Genomic DNA, 21723 nt, shown 5'->3' with positions numbered 1-21723 from the left:
GATTACATCACATGAACAAAGAACTTTTTTTGGTAAGGCACGCAGAAGCAGACGCTACTAATTTTGATATTAAGGATATCGAAAGACCGCTTACGGCGGATGGTGAAATTGACGCGTCTAAACTAGGTAAGATGATGGTTGATTTGCTTGGTACGCCAGATTTGATCCTTTCGAGTACGGCAGTGAGAACGCGTACTACTACCGCTATGCTCGCTGAACAACTGGGTTATGATCCCGTGAATGTAGACTATGATGAGGACTTATATGAGTCGTCTACAAGGATACTTCTTAGGGTGATTAATGAGTTGGAAGATAAAAATAATAAAGTGGTTATCGTGGCGCACAATCCTGCCATTACCTACTTGGCAGAATATGTGACGGGTGCTGTTATTGGCAATGTGTCTCCTGCGGGTTTAGTTCACCTGAAGTTTGATGGTGCTTGGGCAGAGGTCTCACAAAACAATATGGATTTGGTTAAATATTATAAGCCAGCTGCTCGCTCAGAAAATAATTAAGACATGTCAACGAGTGAAAATTATGATCCCAGTGCTGTAGGAGTAAGAGGATCTATTTTTGGTTTACCTTTTGAAGAAGCTGATGCCCAAGTGGTGATTCTTCCTGTGCCTTGGGATGCTACAGTTTCTTATTCGGCTGGTACGGCCGAAGGGCCACAGGCTATTCTAGATGCTTCCGCCCAATTGGACCTGGAAGTAGTGGGAAGAGAAGCTCCATGGAAACAAGGCATCTGGATGGCACCGATTGATGAAGAAATTAGAAACAAGAGTCAAGATTTAAGACTTGTAGTAGAACCCTATATAGAGGCGTTGGAAGCAGGTCAAGAATACTTAAAGGTTAAGGAAGTAATTGCAGCTGTAGACCAAGGCACGACTGCACTAAAAGCACAACTCAAAGATCAAGCTTTAGCCTATCTTAATAAAGGTAAAATAGTTGGTTTGCTAGGAGGCGATCACAGTACGCCTCTGGGCTATCTGGAAGCACTAAACGATAAGTACGAAGACTTTGGGATTCTTCAAATCGACGCACACCTAGATTTGCGTAAAGCCTACGAGGGCTTCAAACATTCCCATGCTTCCATCATGTACAATGCATTGAAGTTGCCAAATATCTCCAAGCTCGTGCAGGTAGGTATTCGTGATTTTTGCGAGGAAGAAATGGAGTTGGTCAAGTCTGATGAGCGTGTAGCCGTGTATTTCGATCAGGAATTGAAATGGCAACAGTTTGAAGGAACGACCTGGCAATCTTTGTGCAAAGAAATGGTAGCGCAGCTTCCAGATAAAGTTTATATCAGTTTTGATATCGACGGGCTACAGCCTTTCTTGTGTCCAGGTACAGGCACCCCAGTTCCAGGAGGTTTGAGCTTCGAAGAGGCCGTTTATTTAATCAATCAAGTGAAAGCTTCGGGTAGAGAAGTCATTGGTTTTGATCTGAATGAAGTGGCGCCACAGCCAGACGATAAAGAATGGAATGCCAATGTAGCGGCGAGGGTTTTATATGCGCTTTGTGGGTTGGTTTAATTCTTGAAAACCTGCACAGGAGCTGTCTCTGAAATCAAATATTTCCGCTGATTGGTGGTGAGTTCGCATAGACTTCGGGTTCTTCTTACTTCGAGTTTGCGATAGACTTTTTTGTTGAATAAAAACTTAGCGCCTGTTTCCACCTCTTTCAATAATAAACCACTTTTATTTTTGTCGTGATTGCGCAAGGCTACAAAAAGAGCCTTGTCTGATGTGCTAGTAGCTTTTGGGTTCTTCATGTGTCTGGCCAGAGGGCCTAAGACATCCATAGGAAATATATCTTCTCTGAGCAGTGGAAGCATGAGTTTTTTAAATTCATGTTTCCACTCCAGTCCATGAGGCAAGACCTCTCTTTTGTGTTTTTCAAAAGTGACTTTGTGAGCAACTTCGTGAATATAGGTGACTAAAAAAGCATAGCAATTCAGGTCATGGTTGACCGAAATGTGATGAGATTGGGAGGTTGGGTCGTACCGGTAGTCGCCATACTTTGACTGTCGCTTCTTCGTAATTCGAAAATTAAACCCGAGTTCTTGCCAGAGCGCATAGCAATAGTCCACAGCCTTTTCAGGCAAGTGGTTTTCAAACAATCGACGATGCTTGGCTTCGGACAATCTTATTTTTGTCTAAAGTAGATTTTGATTGGAACTCCTCTGAAATCAAAGTGAGAACGTAATTTATTGGTCAAAAATCTTTCATAAGGCTCCTTGATGTACTGTGGTAGGTTGCAGAAAAATGCAAATGACGGAGTACGCGTAGGGAGCTGGGTTACATACTTGATTTTGATGTGCTTGCCTTTGAGTGCTGGTGGTGGGTAGTGCTCGATTTCGGCTAGCATGGCATCATTGAGCTCAGAGGTAGTAATTCTTCGAGTTCGGTTCGTGTTGACTTCGATAGCTAATTCTATCGCTTGGAAAATTCTTTGTTTTTGTGTGACAGAAGTAAAAATGATAGGGATATAAGAGAGTGGATTTCCTAGTTTTTCTTGTATGTCTTTTCTGAAATTTTCGGCCGTATTAGTGGTTTTATCTTCAATCAAATCCCATTTGTTTACCATGATCATAATCCCCTTTTTGTACTTGTCTGCAAGGGTGATAATGTTCATGTCTTGGGCTTCAAATCCACGCTCAGCATCTATCATTACGATACATACATCACTGTCTTGGAGCGACTGTATGGCACGTAGTACCGAGTAGAATTCGATGTCTTCCTTTACTTTTGATTTCTTTCTGATACCCGCAGTGTCGGTAAGAATAAAATCCTTGCCGAATAGTTTGTATCGCGTATTGATGGCATCTCTGGTCGTGCCAGCAATGTCAGTGACGATAGACCTGTCTTTGCCTAAAAGTGCATTTAGATAAGAGGACTTACCTGCGTTAGGTCTTCCTAAAATAGAGATTCTAGGAATGCCCTCTTCTGGGTTTTCCAAGTCGCTGTCTTCGAAATGCTCCACTACTGCGTCTAGCAAATCTCCAGTGCCAGCACCAGAAGTAGAAGCAATCACATGAATGTCGCTCTCTAGCCCCAGTCCATAAAATTCATTAGCCATCATGATCAAGTCAGGGTTGTCCGCTTTATTAGCAACCACGAATACGGGTTTTTTCAACTCTCTTAGGATGTTGGCAAAGTCTTGATCCATGTCGGTGAGGCCGTCTTTGCAGTCTACCATAAAAAGGATGACGCTAGCTTCGTCTAGTGCTAGCTTTACTTGGTCTCTGATGGCTTCTTCGAATATATCATCGGAGCCAGTCACATACCCACCAGTATCTATGATCGTAAAGTATTTGCCATTCCATTGGCCAAAGCCATAATGCCGATCGCGAGTTACTCCGCTTTCATTGTCCATGATGGCTTTTTTTCTTTCCACTAACCTGTTGAAAAGTGTTGATTTACCCACATTAGGGCGACCAGTAATTGCTAATATATTCGACAAAGCGATATGATTTTTTTGAAGTCGCAAATTTAGACATTATCGGCTATAAGCGGCATGGAAATGCTAAATTTCAAATGCCAAAATCAAAAACATAAATCTTGATAGATGGCTCTAAATTCAGAAGAACTCATTTTTCTTTCTAACAATTTTTAATGAATAAGTTAATATTTTAAAATCACTGTTTATAAATGAACAGAACTCGATTTGAAAAGCTAAAGTCTTTATAGATTTGTCTTCTTATACTAGTGAAATTGTATGTTAGCAGAAGAGGCCAAAAAAGAGATTACTTCCTTAAGCGAGCAAATCAATTATCATAATCAAAAGTATTATCAGGAAAGTGTTTCTGAGATATCTGATTATGATTTTGACCAGTTGCTGGTGCGCCTTATTCAGCTCGAAACTGAGTTTCCAGCATTAAAATTACCCGATTCACCTTCGCAGCGAGTGGGAGGTACGATTACTAAAAATTTTGAAACGGTCACGCATCAATATCCGATGTTGTCGTTGTCTAATACCTATTCAGCCGAAGATTTAAGAGATTTTGATACTCGAGTAAGCAAAGGACTAGAAGGACAGGCTTACGAATATATATGTGAACTCAAGTTTGATGGTGTGGCTATCAGCCTTACTTATGAGCAGGGACAGTTGGTGCGTGCTGTGACTCGAGGTGATGGAACCAAAGGAGATGATGTGACTGCCAATGCAAAAACTATTCGCTCTATTCCTTTGCGATTGATTGGGCAGGGCTACCCAGAGCGCTTCGAGGTACGTGGAGAAGTATATATGCCAATATCAGCTTTCGAAGAAATTAATAAACAAAAAATAGCTGATGGGGAAGAGCCGCTGGCAAACCCAAGAAATACCGCGTCAGGAACATTGAAGATGCAAGACTCTAGTATTGTAGCGTCTAGGAAATTGGATTGTTATCTGTATAGTTTGATGACGGATAGACATGTGGTAGCTACTCATTTCGATGCTGTAGAATCACTTAGCGATTGGGGTTTTAATGTATCGCCTACTTATCAAAAATGTCAAAATATCGAAGAAGTCTTGGCGTATATAGACAAGTGGGGCGAAAAAAGAAAAGAACTGCCTGTAGATACCGACGGGATTGTGATCAAAGTAAATAGCCTGAAGCAGCAAAATGATTTGGGTTTTACCGCCAAAAGCCCACGATGGGCGATTGCGTATAAATATAAGGCAGAAAGTGCCATGACCAGACTCAAAGAAGTAGTCTATCAAGTAGGGCGAACGGGTTCGGTAACCCCAGTAGCAGAGCTGGAGCCTGTGCAGTTGGCTGGGACTACAGTGAAGCGAGCGTCGCTCCACAATGCCAACGAGATCGAACGACTTGGAGTGAGGATAGGAGATCAGGTATATGTGGAAAAAGGAGGAGAGATTATTCCTAAAATCACAGGGGTAGATTTGACCATGCGACCTTTGGATAGTACAGCGTTTCATTACATTACCGCGTGTCCAGAATGCAAGACGCCGTTGGTAAGGTATGAAGGTGAAGCCAATCATTACTGTCCTAATATAGACGGGTGTGCACCACAGATCAAAGGAAGAATTGAGCATTTCATTCACCGAAAGGCGATGGATATAGACTCGATGGGTGAGCAGACAATCAAAACGCTGTATGAGAAGGGACTACTTACCAATATTTCAGATTTATATGATTTGAAATATGAAGACCTGATTGACTTAGAAGGGTTTCAGGATTTGAGTGTTCGTAATTTACTCAAAGGCATAGCCGAGTCAAAGCAAGCGCCATTCGAGCAAGTACTATTTGGTATGGGTATTCGTTTTGTGGGCAAGACAGTAGCAGAGAAGCTCGCTGTGCATTTCAAAAGCATGGACGCCTTAATGGTGGCTGATTTTGAAGCGTTAATAGAAGTTCCAGAAATAGGAGATCGAATTGCAGAAAGCCTGATTTTATATTTTTCGAAAGAAGAAAATCAGGTTTTGATTGAAAAACTAAAGGCTGCAGGTCTCAATTTTCAAATAGACGAAAGTAAATATCAAACCAGTAGTGATGTGTTGGCAGGGAAGAGCTTTGTGATTTCGGGGGTATTTGAAAAGTACGGAAGAGACGAGCTCAAATCGATCATTAAAGATCATGGGGGTAAGGTAGTAAGTTCTATTTCAGCCAAGCTCGACTACCTGCTGGCTGGAGATAAAATGGGACCTGCTAAACTCGAAAAAGCAGAAAAACTTAACATTAACATCATATCAGAAACTCAATTTGAGGAGATGATCAATTGACTTCAGAAAATGATAGGTAAATTTTTAGTAAAACTTAAAACCGCTCTTGCGCTCAAAAAAAATGATGCGTTTCGGATGTCTGATGCCTATAAAGAGGCGAAGTCGATTGGCCTGATTTATAGTTTGGATGACAACAGGTCTAAGGCGATGCTAAGTAGTTTGATTGCCAAATTTGAATCTGACCAAAAGGATGTGTCTACGATGACTTTTGTGCCCGTAGCAGCCAAAATAACAGATCCTGGTTATGCTTATTTTGATGAAAAGGATTTGAATACCAGAGGCAATTGGACAAAAGAGACCGTTACGCAGTTTCGTAACACGCCTTTTGATTTTTTAGTCAGTTTAGACTGGAGTCAAAATAAGTATACACAAAATATACTGGCTGGGTCAAAAGCCAAATGTAGAGTTGGGAGGTACGAAGAAGGCAAGAGCCAGTATTTTGAAATGATGATAAATCCTAGTGATGACAAGTATGAGTCGTATATGGATGAGGTCTATCACTATTTAACAAACGTAAGAAATGGATAAATTTAAAGGGACAGGAGTGGCGTTAGTGACGCCATTTAAGGAGGATCTGAGTGTGGATTATACCGCATTAGAACAGTTGGTCAATCATGTGAGTGGAGGAGGGGTAGATTACCTTGTAGTCATGGGTACTACGGCCGAATCGCCTACATTGACAGGCGCAGAGAAGTTGGAGGTTTTGCGATTTGTAAAATCGAAGAATCACAAAAATCTTCCTGTTGTCTATGGGTTAGGTGGCAACGATACGATGGCTTTGGTTTCTAAATTCAAGAAATTCCAAGAAGATGTGGATGCTTTCTTGGTAGTATGTCCATTTTATAACAAGCCTTCTCAGCGTGGTTTGCAGTTGCACTTTGAAGCCATCGCTGCTGCTGCAAAGAAGCCTGTTATTCTTTACAATGTACCGAAACGCACGTCCGTAAACATGACAGCAAAGACGGTAGTGGCACTGGCTCAGCATCCCAACATCATAGGTATCAAAGAAGCCTCAGGAGATACAGTGGTGCAAGCTGAAGAGATCGCACGTAAAATGCCAGATGACTTTTTGCTGATTTCTGGAGACGATGATTTGATTACTCCGTTTATCAAATGTGGGGGGCATGGTGTGATCTCCGTGATAGCCAATGCATTGCCTGGTCATACTTCAGATTTGGTCAATGCGGCATTAGCAGCAGATTATTCTAAGGCCAAAGTCATGGCCAATGATATGGAAGAGATTCTTGGGTTGCTCTTTTCAGAAGGCAATCCCACAGGAGTAAAAGAATTGTTAAGGCAGATGGGGATCGGAAATGGAGGACTCAGGTTGCCGTTGGTAGAGGCCAGTGAGGGGCTCAAGGAAAAAATTGCCAATGAATACAAAGTATTGGACACAAAAAAAGGGATGATTTAATCATCCCTTTTTTATGTCTTATAGTAATCAGTGGATTAACCTTCGTTCTTGATATCTTGAACTTCGATTCTGATTTCCTGAGCAAGGTTCTTAAGATCCTGCATCCCTTTTCTTACACGAGTACCAGCAGCCTGGTTCTTTTTGTCGTAGAATTTCTCGAAATCCCCTTCTAAAGAAGCGATAAGGTCTCTTACTTCATTAAATCTTTTCATATTAATTTACTATTTAAGGTTATTGAATATTAAACAAGAACTGGCAATTTATATTAAAAAACCATAAATCAATGACGTAGGCCATGATTTTTAATAATTTTTTAAGTTATGCCAATTGTGTTATTTCTGCATCTCTATATACACCTGCGTCAAGCTTTCCTTTGATCACTTCAAAGACTTGAATAGTCTCTTTCACATCATTCAAAGAATGCGCAGCAGTTGGTATAATTCTTAACATAATAACTCCCTTAGGTACAACTGGATACACAATCATAGAGCAGAAAATGTTGTAGTTGTTTCTAAGGTCGGTAATCATATTAGCAGCTTCTTTCCAGCCACCATTTAGCAATACGGGAGTTACAGGCGATTGTGTTTTGCCTAGGTTAAACCCTTTATCTCTCAAGCCTTGTTGGATAGCATTTACGATGGTCCATAGCTTGTCTTTCATCTCGGGACGAGTTTTTAACAGCTCAAGTCTCTTCAATGCACCGATAACCAATGGCATAGGGAGCGACTTAGCGAAGATTTGAGATCTTACATTGTATTTCAAGTATTCGATCACATTTTTATCTCCTGCTACGAAAGCACCAATGCTTGCCATTGATTTTGCAAACGTAGAGAAGTAAAGATCTATACCATCCTGAACGCCTTGTTCTTCTCCTGTACCAGCACCTGTTTTACCCATAGTGCCGAACCCGTGTGCATCGTCTACCAAAATTCTAAATTCGAATTTCTCTTTCAAAGCCACAACTCCAGCTAGGTCGCCCATGCTACCAGACATGCCAAATACACCTTCGGTGATTACTAATACACCTCCGCCATTTTCTTTGGCTAGTTTTTCAGCTCTTACGAGTTGCTTTTCTAGACTTTCCATGTCGTTGTGCAAGTATACAAATCTCTTACCTACATGTAGTCGGAGACCATCGATGATAGAAGCATGACACTCTGCGTCATATACTACCACATCTTTTCTGTTCACTACCGCATCGATGATCGACATGATGCCTTGGTATCCATAGTTCAAAAGCATACAAGACTCCTTTTGTACAAAGTCTCCTAGCTCATTCTCTAGTTGTTCGTGATATTTTGTGTTGCCAGTCATCATTCTGGCACCCATAGGATAGGCTAAGCCCCAATCAGCGGTAGCTTGAGTGTCGGCTTCTCTTACTTCAGGCATATTGCCTAAACCAAGATAGTTGTTCAAGCTCCAAGTCAAGACCTCTTTGCCTCGAAATTGCATACGAGGGGCGATGGGTCCTTCCAACTTTGGAAACATGTAAAAGTTTGTATGATCCATGTCGGAATGCTGACCTAGAGGGCCTCTATCCTCATTAAATTTTTCAAATAAATCCATTAATTTGCTTTGATTTAATGCAACAATGCTGTTTTAAAAACGATTGCAAAGTTAACATTTCTCTTAACATTTACGCAATATTATTTGATATTCCCCAGAGCAATTTCATTGGCGTATTTTCCTCTATATTCGCTATTACATAGAAATTTCGAACAATACTTTATCCCAAATGAAGAATATTAAGAAGGTGTTAATCGCTAACCGAGGTGAGATTGCTATCCGCGTCATTCGTTCGGCGAGAGAAATGGGTATAACTACAGTGGCTGTTTTTAGTGAGGCAGATCGACTGGCACCACATGTCAAGTTAGCAGATGAGGCCATTTGTATTGGTCCTGCGGCTTCTGCTGAATCCTATCTCGTGATAGACAATATCATCAAAGTATGTACGGCACTCCACGTAGATGCTGTGCATCCAGGCTATGGTTTTCTTTCCGAAAACGCAGAGTTTGCAAGACGCTTGAAAAAAGCAGGAGTCATTCTTATTGGCCCATCTGCTAAATCTATGGAAGTAATGGGAGATAAGCTTGCCGCTAAAAAAGCCGTTGCGACCTACGACATTCCTATGGTACCAGGGATCAATGAGGCTATAGAGGATTTGGCTTTAGCCAAAAAAGTAGCAGATGAAATAGGCTACCCAGTATTGATCAAGGCCAGTGCTGGTGGTGGTGGCAAAGGGATGCGAGTAGTAGAAGACGCCGATGGATTGGAAGAGGGTATGACTCGTGCCATTAGCGAAGCTAAGTCTGCTTTTGGTGATGGGTCAGTTTTTATAGAAAAATACATAGCCTCTCCCAGACATATAGAGGTACAAGTGCTTGGTGATGAGCATGGCAACATACTACACCTATTCGAAAGAGAGTGTAGTATACAGCGTCGCCACCAGAAGGTAATAGAAGAAGCTCCGTCGTCTATTTTTAGCGAAGCCAAGCGAAAGGCTATAGGAGAGACTGCGATCAAGGTAGCCAAAGCGTGTGATTATGTAGGAGCGGGTACCGTCGAGTTTATTGTAGACGAAAATCATGATTTCTTCTTTTTAGAAATGAATACACGTCTCCAAGTAGAACATTGTGTGACAGAAGAAATCACAGGTATAGATTTAGTCAAAGAGCAAATCAAAATAGCTCAAGGGGAAAAGATTAGTTTTTCTCAAGATGATTTGAAAATCAATGGGCATGCCCTTGAGGTTCGGATCTATGCGGAGAATCCTAAAACTAATTTTCTTCCAGATATTGGGAAACTATTGACCTACAAACGCCCGCATGGACCAGGCGTAAGGGTAGACGATGGCTATGAAGAAGGTATGGATATTCCTATTTATTATGACCCGATGATTGGCAAGTTGATCACTAAAGGAGCCACTAGAAAAGAAGCTATCGACCGTATGACTAGGGCTATTGACGAATTTCAAATCAATGGGATAGAAACTACTCTGTCTTTTTGTCGATTTGCCATCAATCATGAGGCGTTTGTGAGTGGCCACTTCGACACCAAATTCGTGGATACTCATTTTAAACCAGAATTTCTTGATGCTGGTACAGTGGAGGAAGAGCAGGTTGCTGCGATCATGGCAGTGATGGCTTTGGGAGAAAATAGGGGCAGAGTAATGAAGTCAAACGAGCCTTCTAAGGTGTGGAAATCTCGTAGTAGCTATCGTTGAAAAGGCATTAACTATGGCAGAAATTAAACCCTTTCGCGCCTTTAGGTATAATCAGGCCTTAGGCGAAAATATTGATAAACTTACGTCTCCGCTTTTCGATGTGGTTTCGGAAAAGTATCGAGAGAAACTATATCAAAGCGAATACAATAGTATTCATATATCCGTGCCTTTAGAAGGGCCTGATGGAGCTCTGCTAGAGCACCGAATCGAAGAGTGGAAAGCAAAGGGAGTGATTGTACAAGATCAGACCCCTGCGATCTATGTGTACTATCAGCATTTCAAACTACCAGGCCATACACGGTCTTTTTGTAGGAAAGGGATTGTGTGTAATATTCGCTTGTATGATTGGGAAGAGCAGATAATACTTCGCCACGAGGACACCATGCCACATTCAGTGAATGATCGAAAAAAATTGCTAGAGCATACTCATATGCATGTGAGCCCTACGCATGGACTGTATACGGATGTAGACAAATCCATCGAACAATATATGGAAGATGCGATGCAATCACCTTTGTATGACAGTGAGGACTATCAAGGCGTACGTGATGTGTTGGGTGTCATTCAGGATTATGAGGTAATTCAAAAGATTCGGTCTTTGCTCAAAGACAAACAGGTGATATTAGCCGATGGGCATCACCGGTACCAAGGGGCATTGGCTTACCTGAAGGAGCAAAAAGCAAAAGATAAGCTGCATACGGGCAACGAACCGTATAATTTTCACACCATGTACTTGACCAATACCGAGTCGGACGATCTACGCATATTTCCTACACATAGGTTGATTCAAGGGATTAATGAATTTTCGGCAGAACAGTTTTTGGATGATTTGTCTGAATATTTTCATATCCGATCGATGGACAATGATGAGGATATCATGGCTGTAATAGCAGGAAAAAAGTGGGCTTTTGGGCTAATGATCGGAGATGATGTTTATAAAATTAGACTGAGACAGGAAAAATACTATGAGATTGCTTGGGCAATCCCTGATATACTCAAGCAATTGGACATTACCATTTTGCATTATTTTATCATGGAAAAAGTACTGGAGATCAAGAAGGAAAAACAGCCCATCTCCAAGAAGATCAGGTTTGAGCGAAATCTGTCCGCTTGTGTGAAGGAGGTAATCTCTGGAAAAGCACAGGCAGCCATACTTACCCAAGAAATCCCCATGCAGACGGTGAAAGACGTTTGCTTTTCAGGCTATACACTGCCTCAGAAATCAACTTATTTTTACCCTAAAGTAATCTGTGGATACTTGTTTGGGTCTATTAAACCAGAAGATAACCATGCAAAAATTGATCGTAGCTTCTAATTCTGCTCGTCGTCAACAACTGATGAAAGATGCTGGATTCCAATTCGATGTACATGTACTTGATGTAGACGAGTCGCTTGAAGAAGGAGTGGCTAGTTTGGAAGTAGCTGAGTTTTTGGCAGAAAAGAAAAACAAAGCTTATAGAGCTTTATTCAAAGACGAAGTTGTACTAACCTCGGATACAGTGGTGATTTCCAAGGGGCAGATTTTGGGTAAACCAAAGGATGAAAAAGAAGCTTTTAAAATGATCACTAGTCTAGTTGGGTATAGCCATGAGGTAGTATCGGGTGTTTGTATTTCTAGCCCAGATCATAAGGTGAGTTTTAGCGAGGTCACTACCGTGCAAATGAGGGGCTTGTCTCCAGAGGAGATTAGGTATTATATAAAAAACTACCAGCCCTATGACAAAGCTGGTAGTTATGGTATTCAAGAGTGGATTGGGATGGTTGGCATTGATTCTATCCAAGGCTCTTTTTATAATGTCATGGGGTTGCCCATCCATCGGGTATATCAAATGCTGAAATCAGATTTTGGTATCTATCCAGTTTAAAACCTGAACAATCTCCCCGCTTCTCCCCAAGGGATTCTTGATAATATCAAGATCAAAGCAATAGAGAAGAATATCAGTTGAGCTTTGAATTTTTCAGGGTCAGTAGCTGCTCTTTTGGCTTTGGCGTTTCCGATCGAAGCGGCGGCTATGGCTAGTATCATGACGAATGCATGCTCTACAGCCCAAAACCTAAGGGTTGGGTTTTTCATCACAGATTCTGATCCGCCGAATGCCTGATAGGCATATGGGCTAATAAAATAAAGAATTAGACCTAATACAAAGGTTAAATGCAGGGTGCCAACGAACGAGGCTGCCAGGCTTTTTTCTGATTTACCGTAAGGTAAAGCCCCTCTAAACCCAACAAAGGATTTGTAGATATTGACTAGGGCTAGGATCAAAACGACCCACCTGAGCCAGGAGTGAGTATATAATATAATAGTATACATAGATGTTGAATTGATAGTGATAAGGCTAAGGTAATACAGACCATAAAAAACCCCGACGATTTCGCCAGGGTTTATTTTCTAAAGAGTACGTAGGTTCTACTTATCTCTTGTTAATATCGGTGTAACCTCTTTCAGTTGCGCCTACATATACTTGTCTTGGACGACCGATTGGTTCGTTGTTTTCTCTCATTTCTTTCCACTGAGCGATCCAACCTGGTAGTCTGCCTAGGGCAAACATCACGGTAAACATTTCGGTAGGAATACCGAGTGCTCTGTAGATGATGCCTGAGTAGAAATCTACGTTAGGGTAGAGGTTTCTTTCTACGAAATAAGGATCTTTCAATGCTACTTCTTCGAGGCCCTTAGCAATATCCAATACAGGATCTACTACACCCAATTTAGTCAATACATCGTCAGCAGCTTTCTTAATGATTCGAGCTCTTGGATCAAAGTTCTTATAAACTCTGTGTCCGAAGCCCATCAAACGGAAAGGATCGTTTTTGTCTTTTGCTTTGTTCATCCACTTTTCAGTGTCTCCACCGTCAGCTTTGATGTTTTCTAGCATTTCAATTACTGCTTGATTGGCCCCACCGTGTAGTGGGCCCCATAGCGCATTGATACCTGCTGATAGTGAAGCGTATAAGCTGGCTTGAGAAGAGCCTACAATTCTTACAGTAGAAGTAGAACAGTTCTGTTCGTGATCTGCATGTAGAATAAGTAGTGTATCAAGTGCTTTCGCTACTACTGGGTCAATTTTGTATTCTTCTGTAGGAAGAGCAAACATCATTTTCAAGAAGTTACTACAGTAGTCTAGTCCATTGTCTGGATATACTACTGGTTGGCCTACTTCATTTTTGTACGCCCATGCGGCGAATGTTGGCATTTTAGCCAGTATTCTAATGATGCTTAGGTCCACAGCATCTGCTGATCTATTTGGATCTAATGATTCAGGGTAAAAAGCAGTCAATGAAGTCACCAAAGAAGAAAGTACACCCATTGGATGTGCATTAGAAGGGAAGCCTTCCAAGATTTTCTTAATGTCTTCATGTACTAAGGTGTGGTGAGTAATTCCTGATTTGAATTCCTCAAGCGTTTTTGTATCTGGCAATTCGCCATATATCAATAAATAAGCTACCTCCAGAAATGTAGATTTCTCTGCTAGTTCTTCTATCGAATAACCTCTATACCTTAGGATGCCTTTTTCTCCATCCAAAAACGTAATAGCACTTTTGGTCGCTCCTGTGTTTTTATACCCAGGGTCAAGTGTGATTAGTCCACTTTGCGCCCGTAACGCCCCAATATTGATGGCGGTCTCATTTTCGGTGCCGGTGATTAATGGAAGTTCAATGCTCTTATCTCCTACTTTAATTTCTGCGGTTTCTTCTGCCATTGATTTTTCTGATTAAGTGAAAGGACTAATAAAATTTTAACGCGAAAATAGTGAATTGTTGACTTATTTTAAAGTCTAATTATTGTTTAATATTAATGGAAGGCCTTCTTTGCCGCCCCCGATCACTACAACTTTCGAATTAGGTGATTTTGAAAGCTCAATGGTAGCTTCAATTCCTCTCATTTTCAGTAATTCAGGTGTTAAGCTTGAGTTAACAATTTTGTTGGCAGCAGCTTCTCCTTCTGCTGCAATTCTTTTTCTCTCTGCTTCACTTAGTTCTTTGTCTAGTCTAAACTGATAAGCCAAAGCCTCTTGTTCTTGTTGTAGTTTGTTTTCAATAGCTTGCTTGATCTGAGCAGGTAGATTAATGGCACGTATCAAGAATGCTTTCATAATTACATTGTTGCCATCTGCGCTTAGTATAGCTGCTGTCTCATTTTTGATAGCACCTTCTACTTCACTTCTCTTAGTAGAGTAGATTTCTTCTGCAGTATATCTACCCATGACCTGTCGAACCGAAGAGCGTACTTCTGGAATGACTAATCTGTTTATATAGTCTTGTTGGAAGGTTTCTTGGATGTATCCGATTTTAGAAGGCATAGGGGTGAATCTTACAGATACGTCTACACTTACAGATAAGCCGCTTTTATCGAGCACATCCATGCCTTCTTCTACTTTGTTTTCTGATACGTCAAATACATAGACATTATTCCAAGGCGCCTTCACATGGAACCCAGGCCCGATTACATTTTCCTTATCTAGGCCATTGCCAAATTTGTAGAACACCACCGCTCTTTCTGCTGGTCCGAGTGTGTAAAACAAACTAGAGGACAGACCGACGATTACAAAAAGACCAACGGCTGCAATGACTAAAAAGGGTAAAAATTTTCTGTTATCCATGAGAAGTAGATTTTGTTAAATGTTTAGGAGCCAAATGTAATATAAAGTATTGGTTAAATGAGGGTTAAAGTATGGCTAGATCAAGTCTTCTGCTTTTTCTTTTTGGCGGCTGGAAAGAGGATGTTGTTCAGTATTAACCGATATCCAGGTGAGTTGGGGTGTAGGTTCAGATCTGTAGGTTCTTCATTGACTAAATGCTGGTAGTCTTCAGGGTCGTGTCCGCCATAAAAAGTCCAAAATCCCTTGCCAAAAATACCATGAATGTATTTGGCTTCTTCGATCGATTTGGTTTCTCCGAGTAGTACTACATCTGATTTAACCAAACGGTCTTTGAACGCTGTAGTCTGTCCCATAAAGCCTTTGATGATGTGTTCGTGGTTTTGTGTGAGCATGGTAGGAATGGGATCCCATTTGGCAGAAAACTGGAAGAGAGAGAAGTAGTCATTATCTTCTGTAAGACCTCGTTGATTGGGTTGATTGTCTATGTTAGAAAACTCGTAGATGTAGGGGTTTCGTTCGATGGTGAAGTTTTCGAAAGCAAAGGTTTTGCTAAAATCTAATTTGTTTTGTGCCTGTGGGTCGGCAGGGTCTCCGTCGAACATGCTTTCGCAAATGTCTATGCCTTCGGCTGCCAACGAAATGTCGTAGGTGTCTGTAGCAGAGCACATGGCGAATAGAAAACCACCACTAGCTACATAAGACTGTATTTTTTTGACGATGGCTAATTTGAGATGAGAGACTTTAGAGAAGCCATGTTTGCGGGCAGACTCTTCATACTCACGCTGTTGCTGCTGGTACCATGGGTAGTGCTGATACACTCGAAAAAAACGACCGTATTGTCCTGTGAAGTCCTCGTGATGCAAATGTAGCCAATCGTATTTGGGTAGCTCATCGTACATCAGTTCATCGTCGAACACCACATCATAGGGGATTTCTGCATAGGTCAATACCAGGGTAACAGCGTCATCCCAAGGTTGTTTGCTTTTAGGCGAATACACAGCAATCTTGGGGTACTTCTCCAATTTCATAGCGTCCATATTGGACGCTGGACTTGCGATCTCACTGAGTATGCCATTGGCCTGAGCATCAGAGATTACCTGGTAGCTCACGCCACGAATGATTAGTTCATTTTCAAAGTCTTGGAAATATTTAAACATAAAGGCTCCTCCTTTATAGTTGAGTAGCCAATCTACTTCTATCTCTTTTTGTAAGACCCAATAGGCGATGCCATAAGCCTTCAAATGATTAGATTGGGTATTGTCCATCGGAAGTAGAAGGTGAGACCCTTTGAGTCCAAATGAAATTAATAAGAGAAATAGAACTAAGCTTTTGCGCATGTACATCGTATTTTGAGGCCAATTTACAAACTCCTATTTTTTAAAGCTCAAACTTTAAACCCTAATTTGTCATTAGAACGTTGCAATGAGTCTGTAAATCAGAGTAAATCAGTGGTTTTCTACAGGGAATCTTACGAAAGAAGCAAAGTATCGTTATGATAAAAGGGATAAAACGAAATGTAGTGACTGTTTTGAGGAGATTATGTAAGGAATAAATTTCTAATAACAATTTAAGGTAAATATTAGTTGATTCGCTGTAATAAACTACCTTGACTTGCGACTAAAGCACGAAGCGTTTGCCTATGAATCAAATAGAAAATATCCGAGAGGCTGTGAAGTCTATTATGGCCAATAAGCTCAGAACCACCTTGACGGCTGCCATTATTGCAATTGGCATCACTTCTTTAGTAGGTATCCTTACGGCAATAGATGGTATTCAAAATTCTATCAATGATAGTTTTTCCAATTTAGGGTCTAATACTTTCGTGATAGAAGACATTCGTCTAGAGCGAGGTAAAAAAGGTGGCGTTGCACAAAAAAACTATCCTAGGCTGACTTTTGATCAGGTTTCGCAATTTGTGGATCACTATAAAGTAGGGGAAGTGACGGCATTGTACACCTCGGTGACACGTAATGCTGAAGTGAAGTATGGATCGGAAGTGACTAACCCCAATGTGTCGGTGATTGGGGGAGACATCAATTATCTATATGTAGAAGGGTATGATATCGAAGATGGGAGAAGCATTTCTGCATTCGAACACCAAAACGGTGCTAACGTTGCACTGATTGGTCATGAAGTATTAAATACGCTCTTTAAGGAGAATGAAAAAAGCCTAAATAAGTCTATTTCTTTTTTGGGTATGAAGTTTAAAATAGTAGGTGTATTGGCTAAACAAGGGACAGAAGGCGGAAGAGCAGATCGAGCAGTGATCGTCCCCTTGGGTGTAGCCAGACGGCTGGCAAAAAATCGTTCGCTAAACTATAAAATAGGTGTGTCGGTAAAAGATCCTACGAACATGGATCACCTCATGGGCGAAGCCACAGGTCTGATGAAAGCGATTAGAAAAGATACGCCAGGGGGTGAAAAATCCTTTGATGTCCAGGAGAAGAAATCATTAGCCGAAAGGCTCGGAGAGATCACAGGCTATTTGCGTATTGGGGGCTTTACTATTGGTTTTATCACGCTGCTGGGAGCTTCTATTGGTCTGATGAATATCATGCTGGTATCAGTGACAGAACGCACAAGGGAAATCGGTGTCCGGAAAGCCTTGGGAGCTACACCTAAGCGTATCCGACAGCAGTTTCTGATCGAGTCGATAGTGATCACACAAATCGGTGGACTGGGAGGTGTTCTGCTTGGCTTTATTGTAGGTAATATCATTTCTACACTTTTGGCAGATACTTTTGTGGTGCCTTGGCTGTGGATGTTGGTAGGTTTTGGGATCGGTATGATCGTTGGCTTGCTTTCTGGATATCTGCCAGCTTATAAAGCTTCTAAGTTAGATCCAATCGTTTCTTTACGTTTTGAATAGAATTGTATTATTTTGGGATGGAGTTTCGTTAGAACTAAAAATATTGCGAGCTTTACGTCATTCCCATAGTATACAATGAAGCGTTATTTAATTTTTCTTATATTTTTAATCTCACAAACGACCTTCGGTCAAGAGCTGCTGCTTAGTGGCGTATATAAAGGTGAAGGTCTTTATATACAAAATCCATATCAGGCAGACTCTGGGCAATTTTGTGTGCAGTCCATTTTAGTGAATGGTAAGAAAACCAGCACCAATCTACAGCTTACAGCTGTTCGGTTGAATTTCAAAGGGGTGGATTTGTACACGCCAGTCTCAGTAAAAATCATGCATGGCGACAGTTGTAGGCCACGGATAGTGAATCCAGAGGCGGTACTTTATCATAGCAATTTTAAGTTTGATAGCCTTGTACTCAACGATTCCATCATGCATTGGTATACCAAAGGAGATCGGCGAGATGGCAAGTTTAAGATCGAAAAACTAAAGAATGATTATTGGGATGTGGTGAAAGTGATGCGAGCCAAAGGTAGGTTTGACGGGGCACAGTATGTGTATTTCCCTGAGCATGTAGAGGGGGGCAATAAATATAGAATCAAATATGAATTGCCAGAAGGCAGGTATCTGTATTCTATGGAAATGGAATTTTACCACTATCCAGAAAGTGTGACTTTTTCACCTCGTATCGTTACTGATAAAATGACTTTTTCACAAGAAGCCTCTTACGAAATATTCAGAGGAGATGAAAGTGTGCTGCAAGGCAAAGCCAAAGAAATCCCCTTGCGCATGTTAGCTCCTGGTGACTACACGATCGTGCTTAATGGTGGCGAGGAAGAGGGTTTTGTGAAGAAATAAAAAAAATGGTTTGTTAAATCTTCAGGGCTTTTACCTCCTGAAGGTTTGAAATGAAGATCGTCTATTAGGCTAGTTGATAATATCTACTCCGAAGAAGTTGCTCAAAACCACCAATACAAACAAGAGACCGAGAAGAGCGGGGCAGAGGTAGCGAACCGCAAACCCTAGAAATACTTTTACTTTAGAGTTTTCATAACCTTCGTAGCCAATGGCTAATTCTTCGTTGAGGTTTTCTTTTTTCCAAACATATCCAGCAAAGGTAACGATCAAGAACCCTCCCAAAAGCAACATGCAGTCAGCCAAATGGCCTAAGAAATCCATAAAAGTGACAGCATTTTCAGCGCCTATATAGGTGATGAATGAAGTAAATGTGTCGCTATATCCATTGCCTAAAAGAGAAGGTAGGCCTACTAGAAAGACTATGCCAGCGGTAATGGCTGTGGCTTTTGGCCTACTTATCTTATGTTCGTCTACTACATAAGATACAGGAACCTCTAGTAGAGATACTGTAGAGGTAAGTGCAGCAAAGGACAGCAATAAGAAGAATAAGGCGCCAAGAATACTACCGAGCCCAGAGCCCAACGATTCGAATACGCTAGGCAATGCAGCAAAAATTAATCCTGCACCACCTTGAATGTTGGACATGTCGCCGCCTGTGCTATAAGCCACCAGAGGAAATAACATGAGCCCAGCTAAAAGAGCAATACCTACATCAAAGAAAGTAACTGATACCGAAGCACTGACGATGTTTTCTTTTTTAGATAAATAGCTGCCATATGTAATGATAGTGCCCATGCCTAATGAGAGTGAGAAAAATGACTGTCGTAATGCACCTCCTATGGTTTTGAGATTCAACTCAGAAAACTCAGGGATGAGATAGTATTTGACACCAGTCATGGCATTGGGTAGTGTGAGTGAATAAGCCAGTAGTCCTAGAATCATAATGATCAAAGTGGGCATCAGGATTTTAGCCCCTTTTTCTATGCCAGCAGAGACTCCTTTAGAGACTACATATGCGGTAAATGACATGAAGATCAAAGCATATACTCCTGTAGTGCCAGCATCGGAAACATAAGTTCCGAATGTTTTGCCCACACTGAAATTGCCCTGAGCCATTTCGAAGAAGTACCCGAAAGCCCAGCCTGCGACTACGTTGTAAAAGGAAAGAATGACTACTCCTGCGAGGATGCCCATTTTGCCAATGATATTCCATTTGTCGTATCCTAAAGCATTGAAAGCGCCTACTGCATTTTTATTGGTTTTTCTACCAATAGCAATTTCGGTGACCATGACGGGGAAACAGAGTACAAAGCAGAAAATAAGGTAGATAAGGACGAAGGCTGCTCCGCCACCAGCTTCTACTTCGAAAGGAAATTTCCAAATGTTGCCAAGGCCAACGGCTGAGCCTGCTGCTGCCAAAATAAATCCTAATCGGTTGCTGAAATTTCCTCTTCCTGCCATTTTTTGTTGTTTAATGAGTTCGTACGGCGTGTAGTAAAGGTGCCATATACAGAATATACCGTTCCTTATACAATCGCATGAAAACACGAATATAAAAGACGAAACGGAATAACCCACATTTTTTTTAACAAAGGCGGATTATGAGGATTGGTGACTTATACTTTGGCTGCTAGGTCTTTGTACTTAAACATTTTTTTCTCCTTAATCATGTGGGCTACTTTGAATGGTACGAATTCTTCCCAGCCTGCTTCGCCTTTTTTGATCATGGCGAGTACATCATCAGAAATGATATGGAGGTTTTCCACTTTAGCATTTTTTACATCTTGAATGAAGTGATTGGTGACGAGATGCTGATAGAGATGTTTTAAGTGGTCTGCTGCTTCGAAATTTTGACTGGTACGAACCTCCTTAGTATCAGGGGATAGACTAGGGTATACAAATACTTGTTGATTGGCGGCAAACAATTTCCCGAAAGCTTCCATAATACCGCCAGGCAGATTGGTGTAGTACTCTTCCTCAAACAGGTGAGAGAGGTTGTTGGTGCCGAGTATGAAAGCAATCTTGCCTTTTTTGGTGATTCTACTCAGGTAAACAGCTAACCGGTAATGCTCCTGATAGTTGGAGATCAATACCGTTTGACCTAGTGAATTCAATAGGTCTACACGATCTAGAAAATCTTGTTCATCTATTTCACCTCCGAGAGTAAGGTCTCTAAGTGTGAGTTCGGCGATCACATCAAAGCTTTCGTTTTTGTTGTCTAGTTCTTTTTTGAATTGGCGTACACCAGCTATCATCATGTCCACATTGACATGCGTGACGGGTCTAAATCTGCCACGTAGTACGCATACATTTTTCTTGTATAGGAATGAAGTCGGCTGTTTTACAATTCCGTGTTGGTTGAAAATAGCTGCTTTAGTGAGTCCATGCTTTACTAGTTTCAAACTCATCAATCGGTTGTCGATCCCATCAAAGGCAGGGCCTTCGAGTCTAAACATGTCTATTTCAATTCGATCTTTGCTGAAATTGTCTCCAATAGAGATCATCAGCTGCTCTGGGTCAGCAAAATGATTGAAACAGCCATAGATAAGGTTGACTCCGATTTTGCCCAACACTTCTTGTTGCCAGATCATGTCGGGGTCTTTGAGTACCACGTGAATAATACAATCGTTAGGTTCTGCAAAAGGAGTTAATTGAAACCGAACACCAACCCAGCCATGTCCTTCGTTGGTTTTTTGGTAGTTGATAGTTTCTACTGTATTGGCAAAAGCAAAAAATCTGGTTTCGTCTGCTCGGTGGTTGAGTCGCTTGGAGAGCAAATGGTATTCTTTGTCAAGCATTTTGAGGAGTTTTTCTTCACATACGTAGCGCTTGGTAGCGCCATAGATGGCGTCAGAAAATTTCATGTCGTAGGCCGACATGGTTTTGGCAATCGTACCAGAGGCTCCTCCAGCTTTGAAAAAATTGGATGCTACTTCTTGTCCTGCACCGATTTCGGCTAATGTGCCATAAATGGATTCGTTGAGATTGAGCGAGAGTGCTTTTTCTTTGGTGGTGTGTATGCCTGCTTCCATAATAT

At 41.3% G+C, this 21723-nt stretch carries 20 protein-coding genes; 10 read left to right on the top strand and 10 right to left on the bottom strand.

The annotated features are described in order from the left end of the window. Positions 1 to 11 precede the first annotated feature (11 nt). A complete protein-coding gene (locus tag N7E81_RS15905) occupies positions 12 to 515 on the top strand; it encodes a SixA phosphatase family protein (RefSeq protein ID WP_263050585.1) in 504 nt (167 codons plus the stop codon). A gap of 3 nt (positions 516 to 518) precedes the next feature. Continuing rightward, entirely contained in the window at positions 519 to 1535 is a 1017-nt protein-coding gene (locus N7E81_RS15900) for an agmatinase family protein (protein ID WP_263050584.1), read from the top strand. Here N7E81_RS15900 and N7E81_RS15895 read toward each other — a convergent pair. Both N7E81_RS15895 and der read right to left on the bottom strand, forming a co-directional pair. Beyond that, positions 1532 to 2146 (bottom strand): transcription elongation protein SprT, encoded by a 615-nt coding sequence (locus N7E81_RS15895; RefSeq protein WP_263050583.1) that lies wholly within the window; start codon positions 2144 to 2146, stop codon positions 1532 to 1534. The genes N7E81_RS15900 and N7E81_RS15895 overlap by 4 nt on opposite strands. A gap of 2 nt (positions 2147 to 2148) precedes the next feature. Further along, positions 2149 to 3465 carry a ribosome biogenesis GTPase Der gene (gene der / locus N7E81_RS15890; RefSeq protein WP_263050582.1) on the bottom strand — a complete coding sequence of 439 codons (1317 nt, stop codon included), beginning with the start codon at positions 3463 to 3465 and terminating at the stop codon, positions 2149 to 2151. 255 nt (positions 3466 to 3720) lie between these two features. On the opposite strand from der, the gene ligA reads away from it, so the two are divergent. From ligA to dapA, 3 genes are read left to right on the top strand one after another with little or no spacing between them, the layout of a single operon-like run. Next, a complete protein-coding gene (gene ligA / locus N7E81_RS15885) occupies positions 3721 to 5730 on the top strand; it encodes an NAD-dependent DNA ligase LigA (RefSeq protein ID WP_263050581.1) in 2010 nt (669 codons plus the stop codon). A gap of 9 nt (positions 5731 to 5739) precedes the next feature. Then, positions 5740 to 6258 (top strand): DUF6913 domain-containing protein, encoded by a 519-nt coding sequence (locus N7E81_RS15880; protein WP_263050580.1) that lies wholly within the window; start codon positions 5740 to 5742, stop codon positions 6256 to 6258. Then, complete coding sequence (gene dapA, locus N7E81_RS15875) at positions 6251 to 7144, top strand: 4-hydroxy-tetrahydrodipicolinate synthase (protein ID WP_263050579.1); 894 nt, start codon at positions 6251 to 6253, stop codon at positions 7142 to 7144. Before N7E81_RS15880 ends, dapA begins: the two co-directional genes overlap by 8 nt. 35 nt (positions 7145 to 7179) lie before the next feature. On the opposite strand, the gene N7E81_RS15870 is transcribed toward dapA, so the two are convergent. Together N7E81_RS15870 and N7E81_RS15865 are read right to left on the bottom strand one after the other, a co-directional pair. Then, positions 7180 to 7356 carry a histone H1 gene (locus N7E81_RS15870; RefSeq protein WP_263050578.1) on the bottom strand — a complete coding sequence of 59 codons (177 nt, stop codon included), beginning with the start codon at positions 7354 to 7356 and terminating at the stop codon, positions 7180 to 7182. 106 nt (positions 7357 to 7462) lie between these two features. Next, positions 7463 to 8710, bottom strand: a complete 1248-nt coding sequence (locus N7E81_RS15865; RefSeq protein ID WP_263050577.1) for an aminotransferase class I/II-fold pyridoxal phosphate-dependent enzyme — start codon at positions 8708 to 8710, stop codon at positions 7463 to 7465. Between the two features lie 169 nt (positions 8711 to 8879). On the opposite strand from N7E81_RS15865, the gene N7E81_RS15860 reads away from it, so the two are divergent. The 3 genes from N7E81_RS15860 to N7E81_RS15850 are packed head-to-tail and all read left to right on the top strand — an operon-like array spanning position 8880 to position 12232. After that, positions 8880 to 10367, top strand: coding sequence for an acetyl-CoA carboxylase biotin carboxylase subunit (locus tag N7E81_RS15860; protein WP_263050576.1), 1488 nt, complete (start codon positions 8880 to 8882; stop codon positions 10365 to 10367). A 13-nt stretch (positions 10368 to 10380) separates the two neighbouring features. Then, entirely contained in the window at positions 10381 to 11682 is a 1302-nt protein-coding gene (locus tag N7E81_RS15855; protein WP_263050575.1) for a DUF1015 domain-containing protein, read from the top strand. Beyond that, entirely contained in the window at positions 11657 to 12232 is a 576-nt protein-coding gene (locus N7E81_RS15850) for a Maf family protein (protein WP_263050574.1), read from the top strand. The genes N7E81_RS15855 and N7E81_RS15850 overlap by 26 nt, the downstream gene beginning before the upstream one ends. On the opposite strand, the gene N7E81_RS15845 is transcribed toward N7E81_RS15850, so the two are convergent. The 4 genes from N7E81_RS15845 to N7E81_RS15830 form a co-directional block, all read right to left on the bottom strand. Next, the gene (locus tag N7E81_RS15845; protein ID WP_263050573.1) at positions 12229 to 12678 is read right to left on the bottom strand and encodes a hypothetical protein; all 450 of its coding nucleotides are present in this window, start codon (positions 12676 to 12678) and stop codon (positions 12229 to 12231) included. The two genes, N7E81_RS15850 and N7E81_RS15845, sit on opposite strands and share 4 nt — an antisense overlap. 100 nt (positions 12679 to 12778) lie before the next feature. Beyond that, positions 12779 to 14068: a citrate synthase gene (locus N7E81_RS15840; protein WP_263050572.1), complete on the bottom strand. Its 1290-nt coding sequence runs from the start codon at positions 14066 to 14068 to the stop codon at positions 12779 to 12781. A gap of 75 nt (positions 14069 to 14143) precedes the next feature. Continuing rightward, positions 14144 to 14968 (bottom strand): prohibitin family protein, encoded by an 825-nt coding sequence (locus N7E81_RS15835; protein WP_263050571.1) that lies wholly within the window; start codon positions 14966 to 14968, stop codon positions 14144 to 14146. 80 nt (positions 14969 to 15048) lie between these two features. Continuing rightward, on the bottom strand, positions 15049 to 16305 hold the full coding sequence (locus N7E81_RS15830; protein ID WP_263050570.1) for an asparagine synthetase B: 1257 nt from the start codon (positions 16303 to 16305) through the stop codon (positions 15049 to 15051). Positions 16306 to 16607: 302 nt separating this feature from the next. Between N7E81_RS15830 and N7E81_RS15825 the strand changes: the two genes are divergently transcribed. Both N7E81_RS15825 and N7E81_RS15820 read left to right on the top strand, forming a co-directional pair. After that, complete coding sequence (locus N7E81_RS15825; RefSeq protein ID WP_263050569.1) at positions 16608 to 17837, top strand: ABC transporter permease; 1230 nt, start codon at positions 16608 to 16610, stop codon at positions 17835 to 17837. Positions 17838 to 17912: 75 nt separating this feature from the next. Next, on the top strand, positions 17913 to 18686 hold the full coding sequence (locus N7E81_RS15820) for a hypothetical protein (protein ID WP_263050568.1): 774 nt from the start codon (positions 17913 to 17915) through the stop codon (positions 18684 to 18686). 69 nt (positions 18687 to 18755) lie between these two features. Here the strand turns inward: N7E81_RS15820 and N7E81_RS15815 are convergent, their stop codons facing one another. Together N7E81_RS15815 and N7E81_RS15810 are read right to left on the bottom strand one after the other, a co-directional pair. Continuing rightward, positions 18756 to 20147: a sodium-dependent transporter gene (locus N7E81_RS15815; protein ID WP_263050567.1), complete on the bottom strand. Its 1392-nt coding sequence runs from the start codon at positions 20145 to 20147 to the stop codon at positions 18756 to 18758. A gap of 155 nt (positions 20148 to 20302) precedes the next feature. Beyond that, positions 20303 to 21718: a TonB-dependent receptor gene (locus N7E81_RS15810; RefSeq protein WP_263050566.1), complete on the bottom strand. Its 1416-nt coding sequence runs from the start codon at positions 21716 to 21718 to the stop codon at positions 20303 to 20305. Between the last annotated feature and the right edge of the window lie 5 nt (positions 21719 to 21723).

Source organism: Reichenbachiella carrageenanivorans (genome assembly GCF_025639805.1).
In the GTDB taxonomy this organism is placed as follows: Bacteria; Bacteroidota; Bacteroidia; order Cytophagales; family Cyclobacteriaceae; genus Reichenbachiella; species Reichenbachiella carrageenanivorans.
The sequence above is the reverse complement of the archived record's forward strand: the minus strand, read 5'-3'. Positions and strand labels throughout refer to the sequence as shown.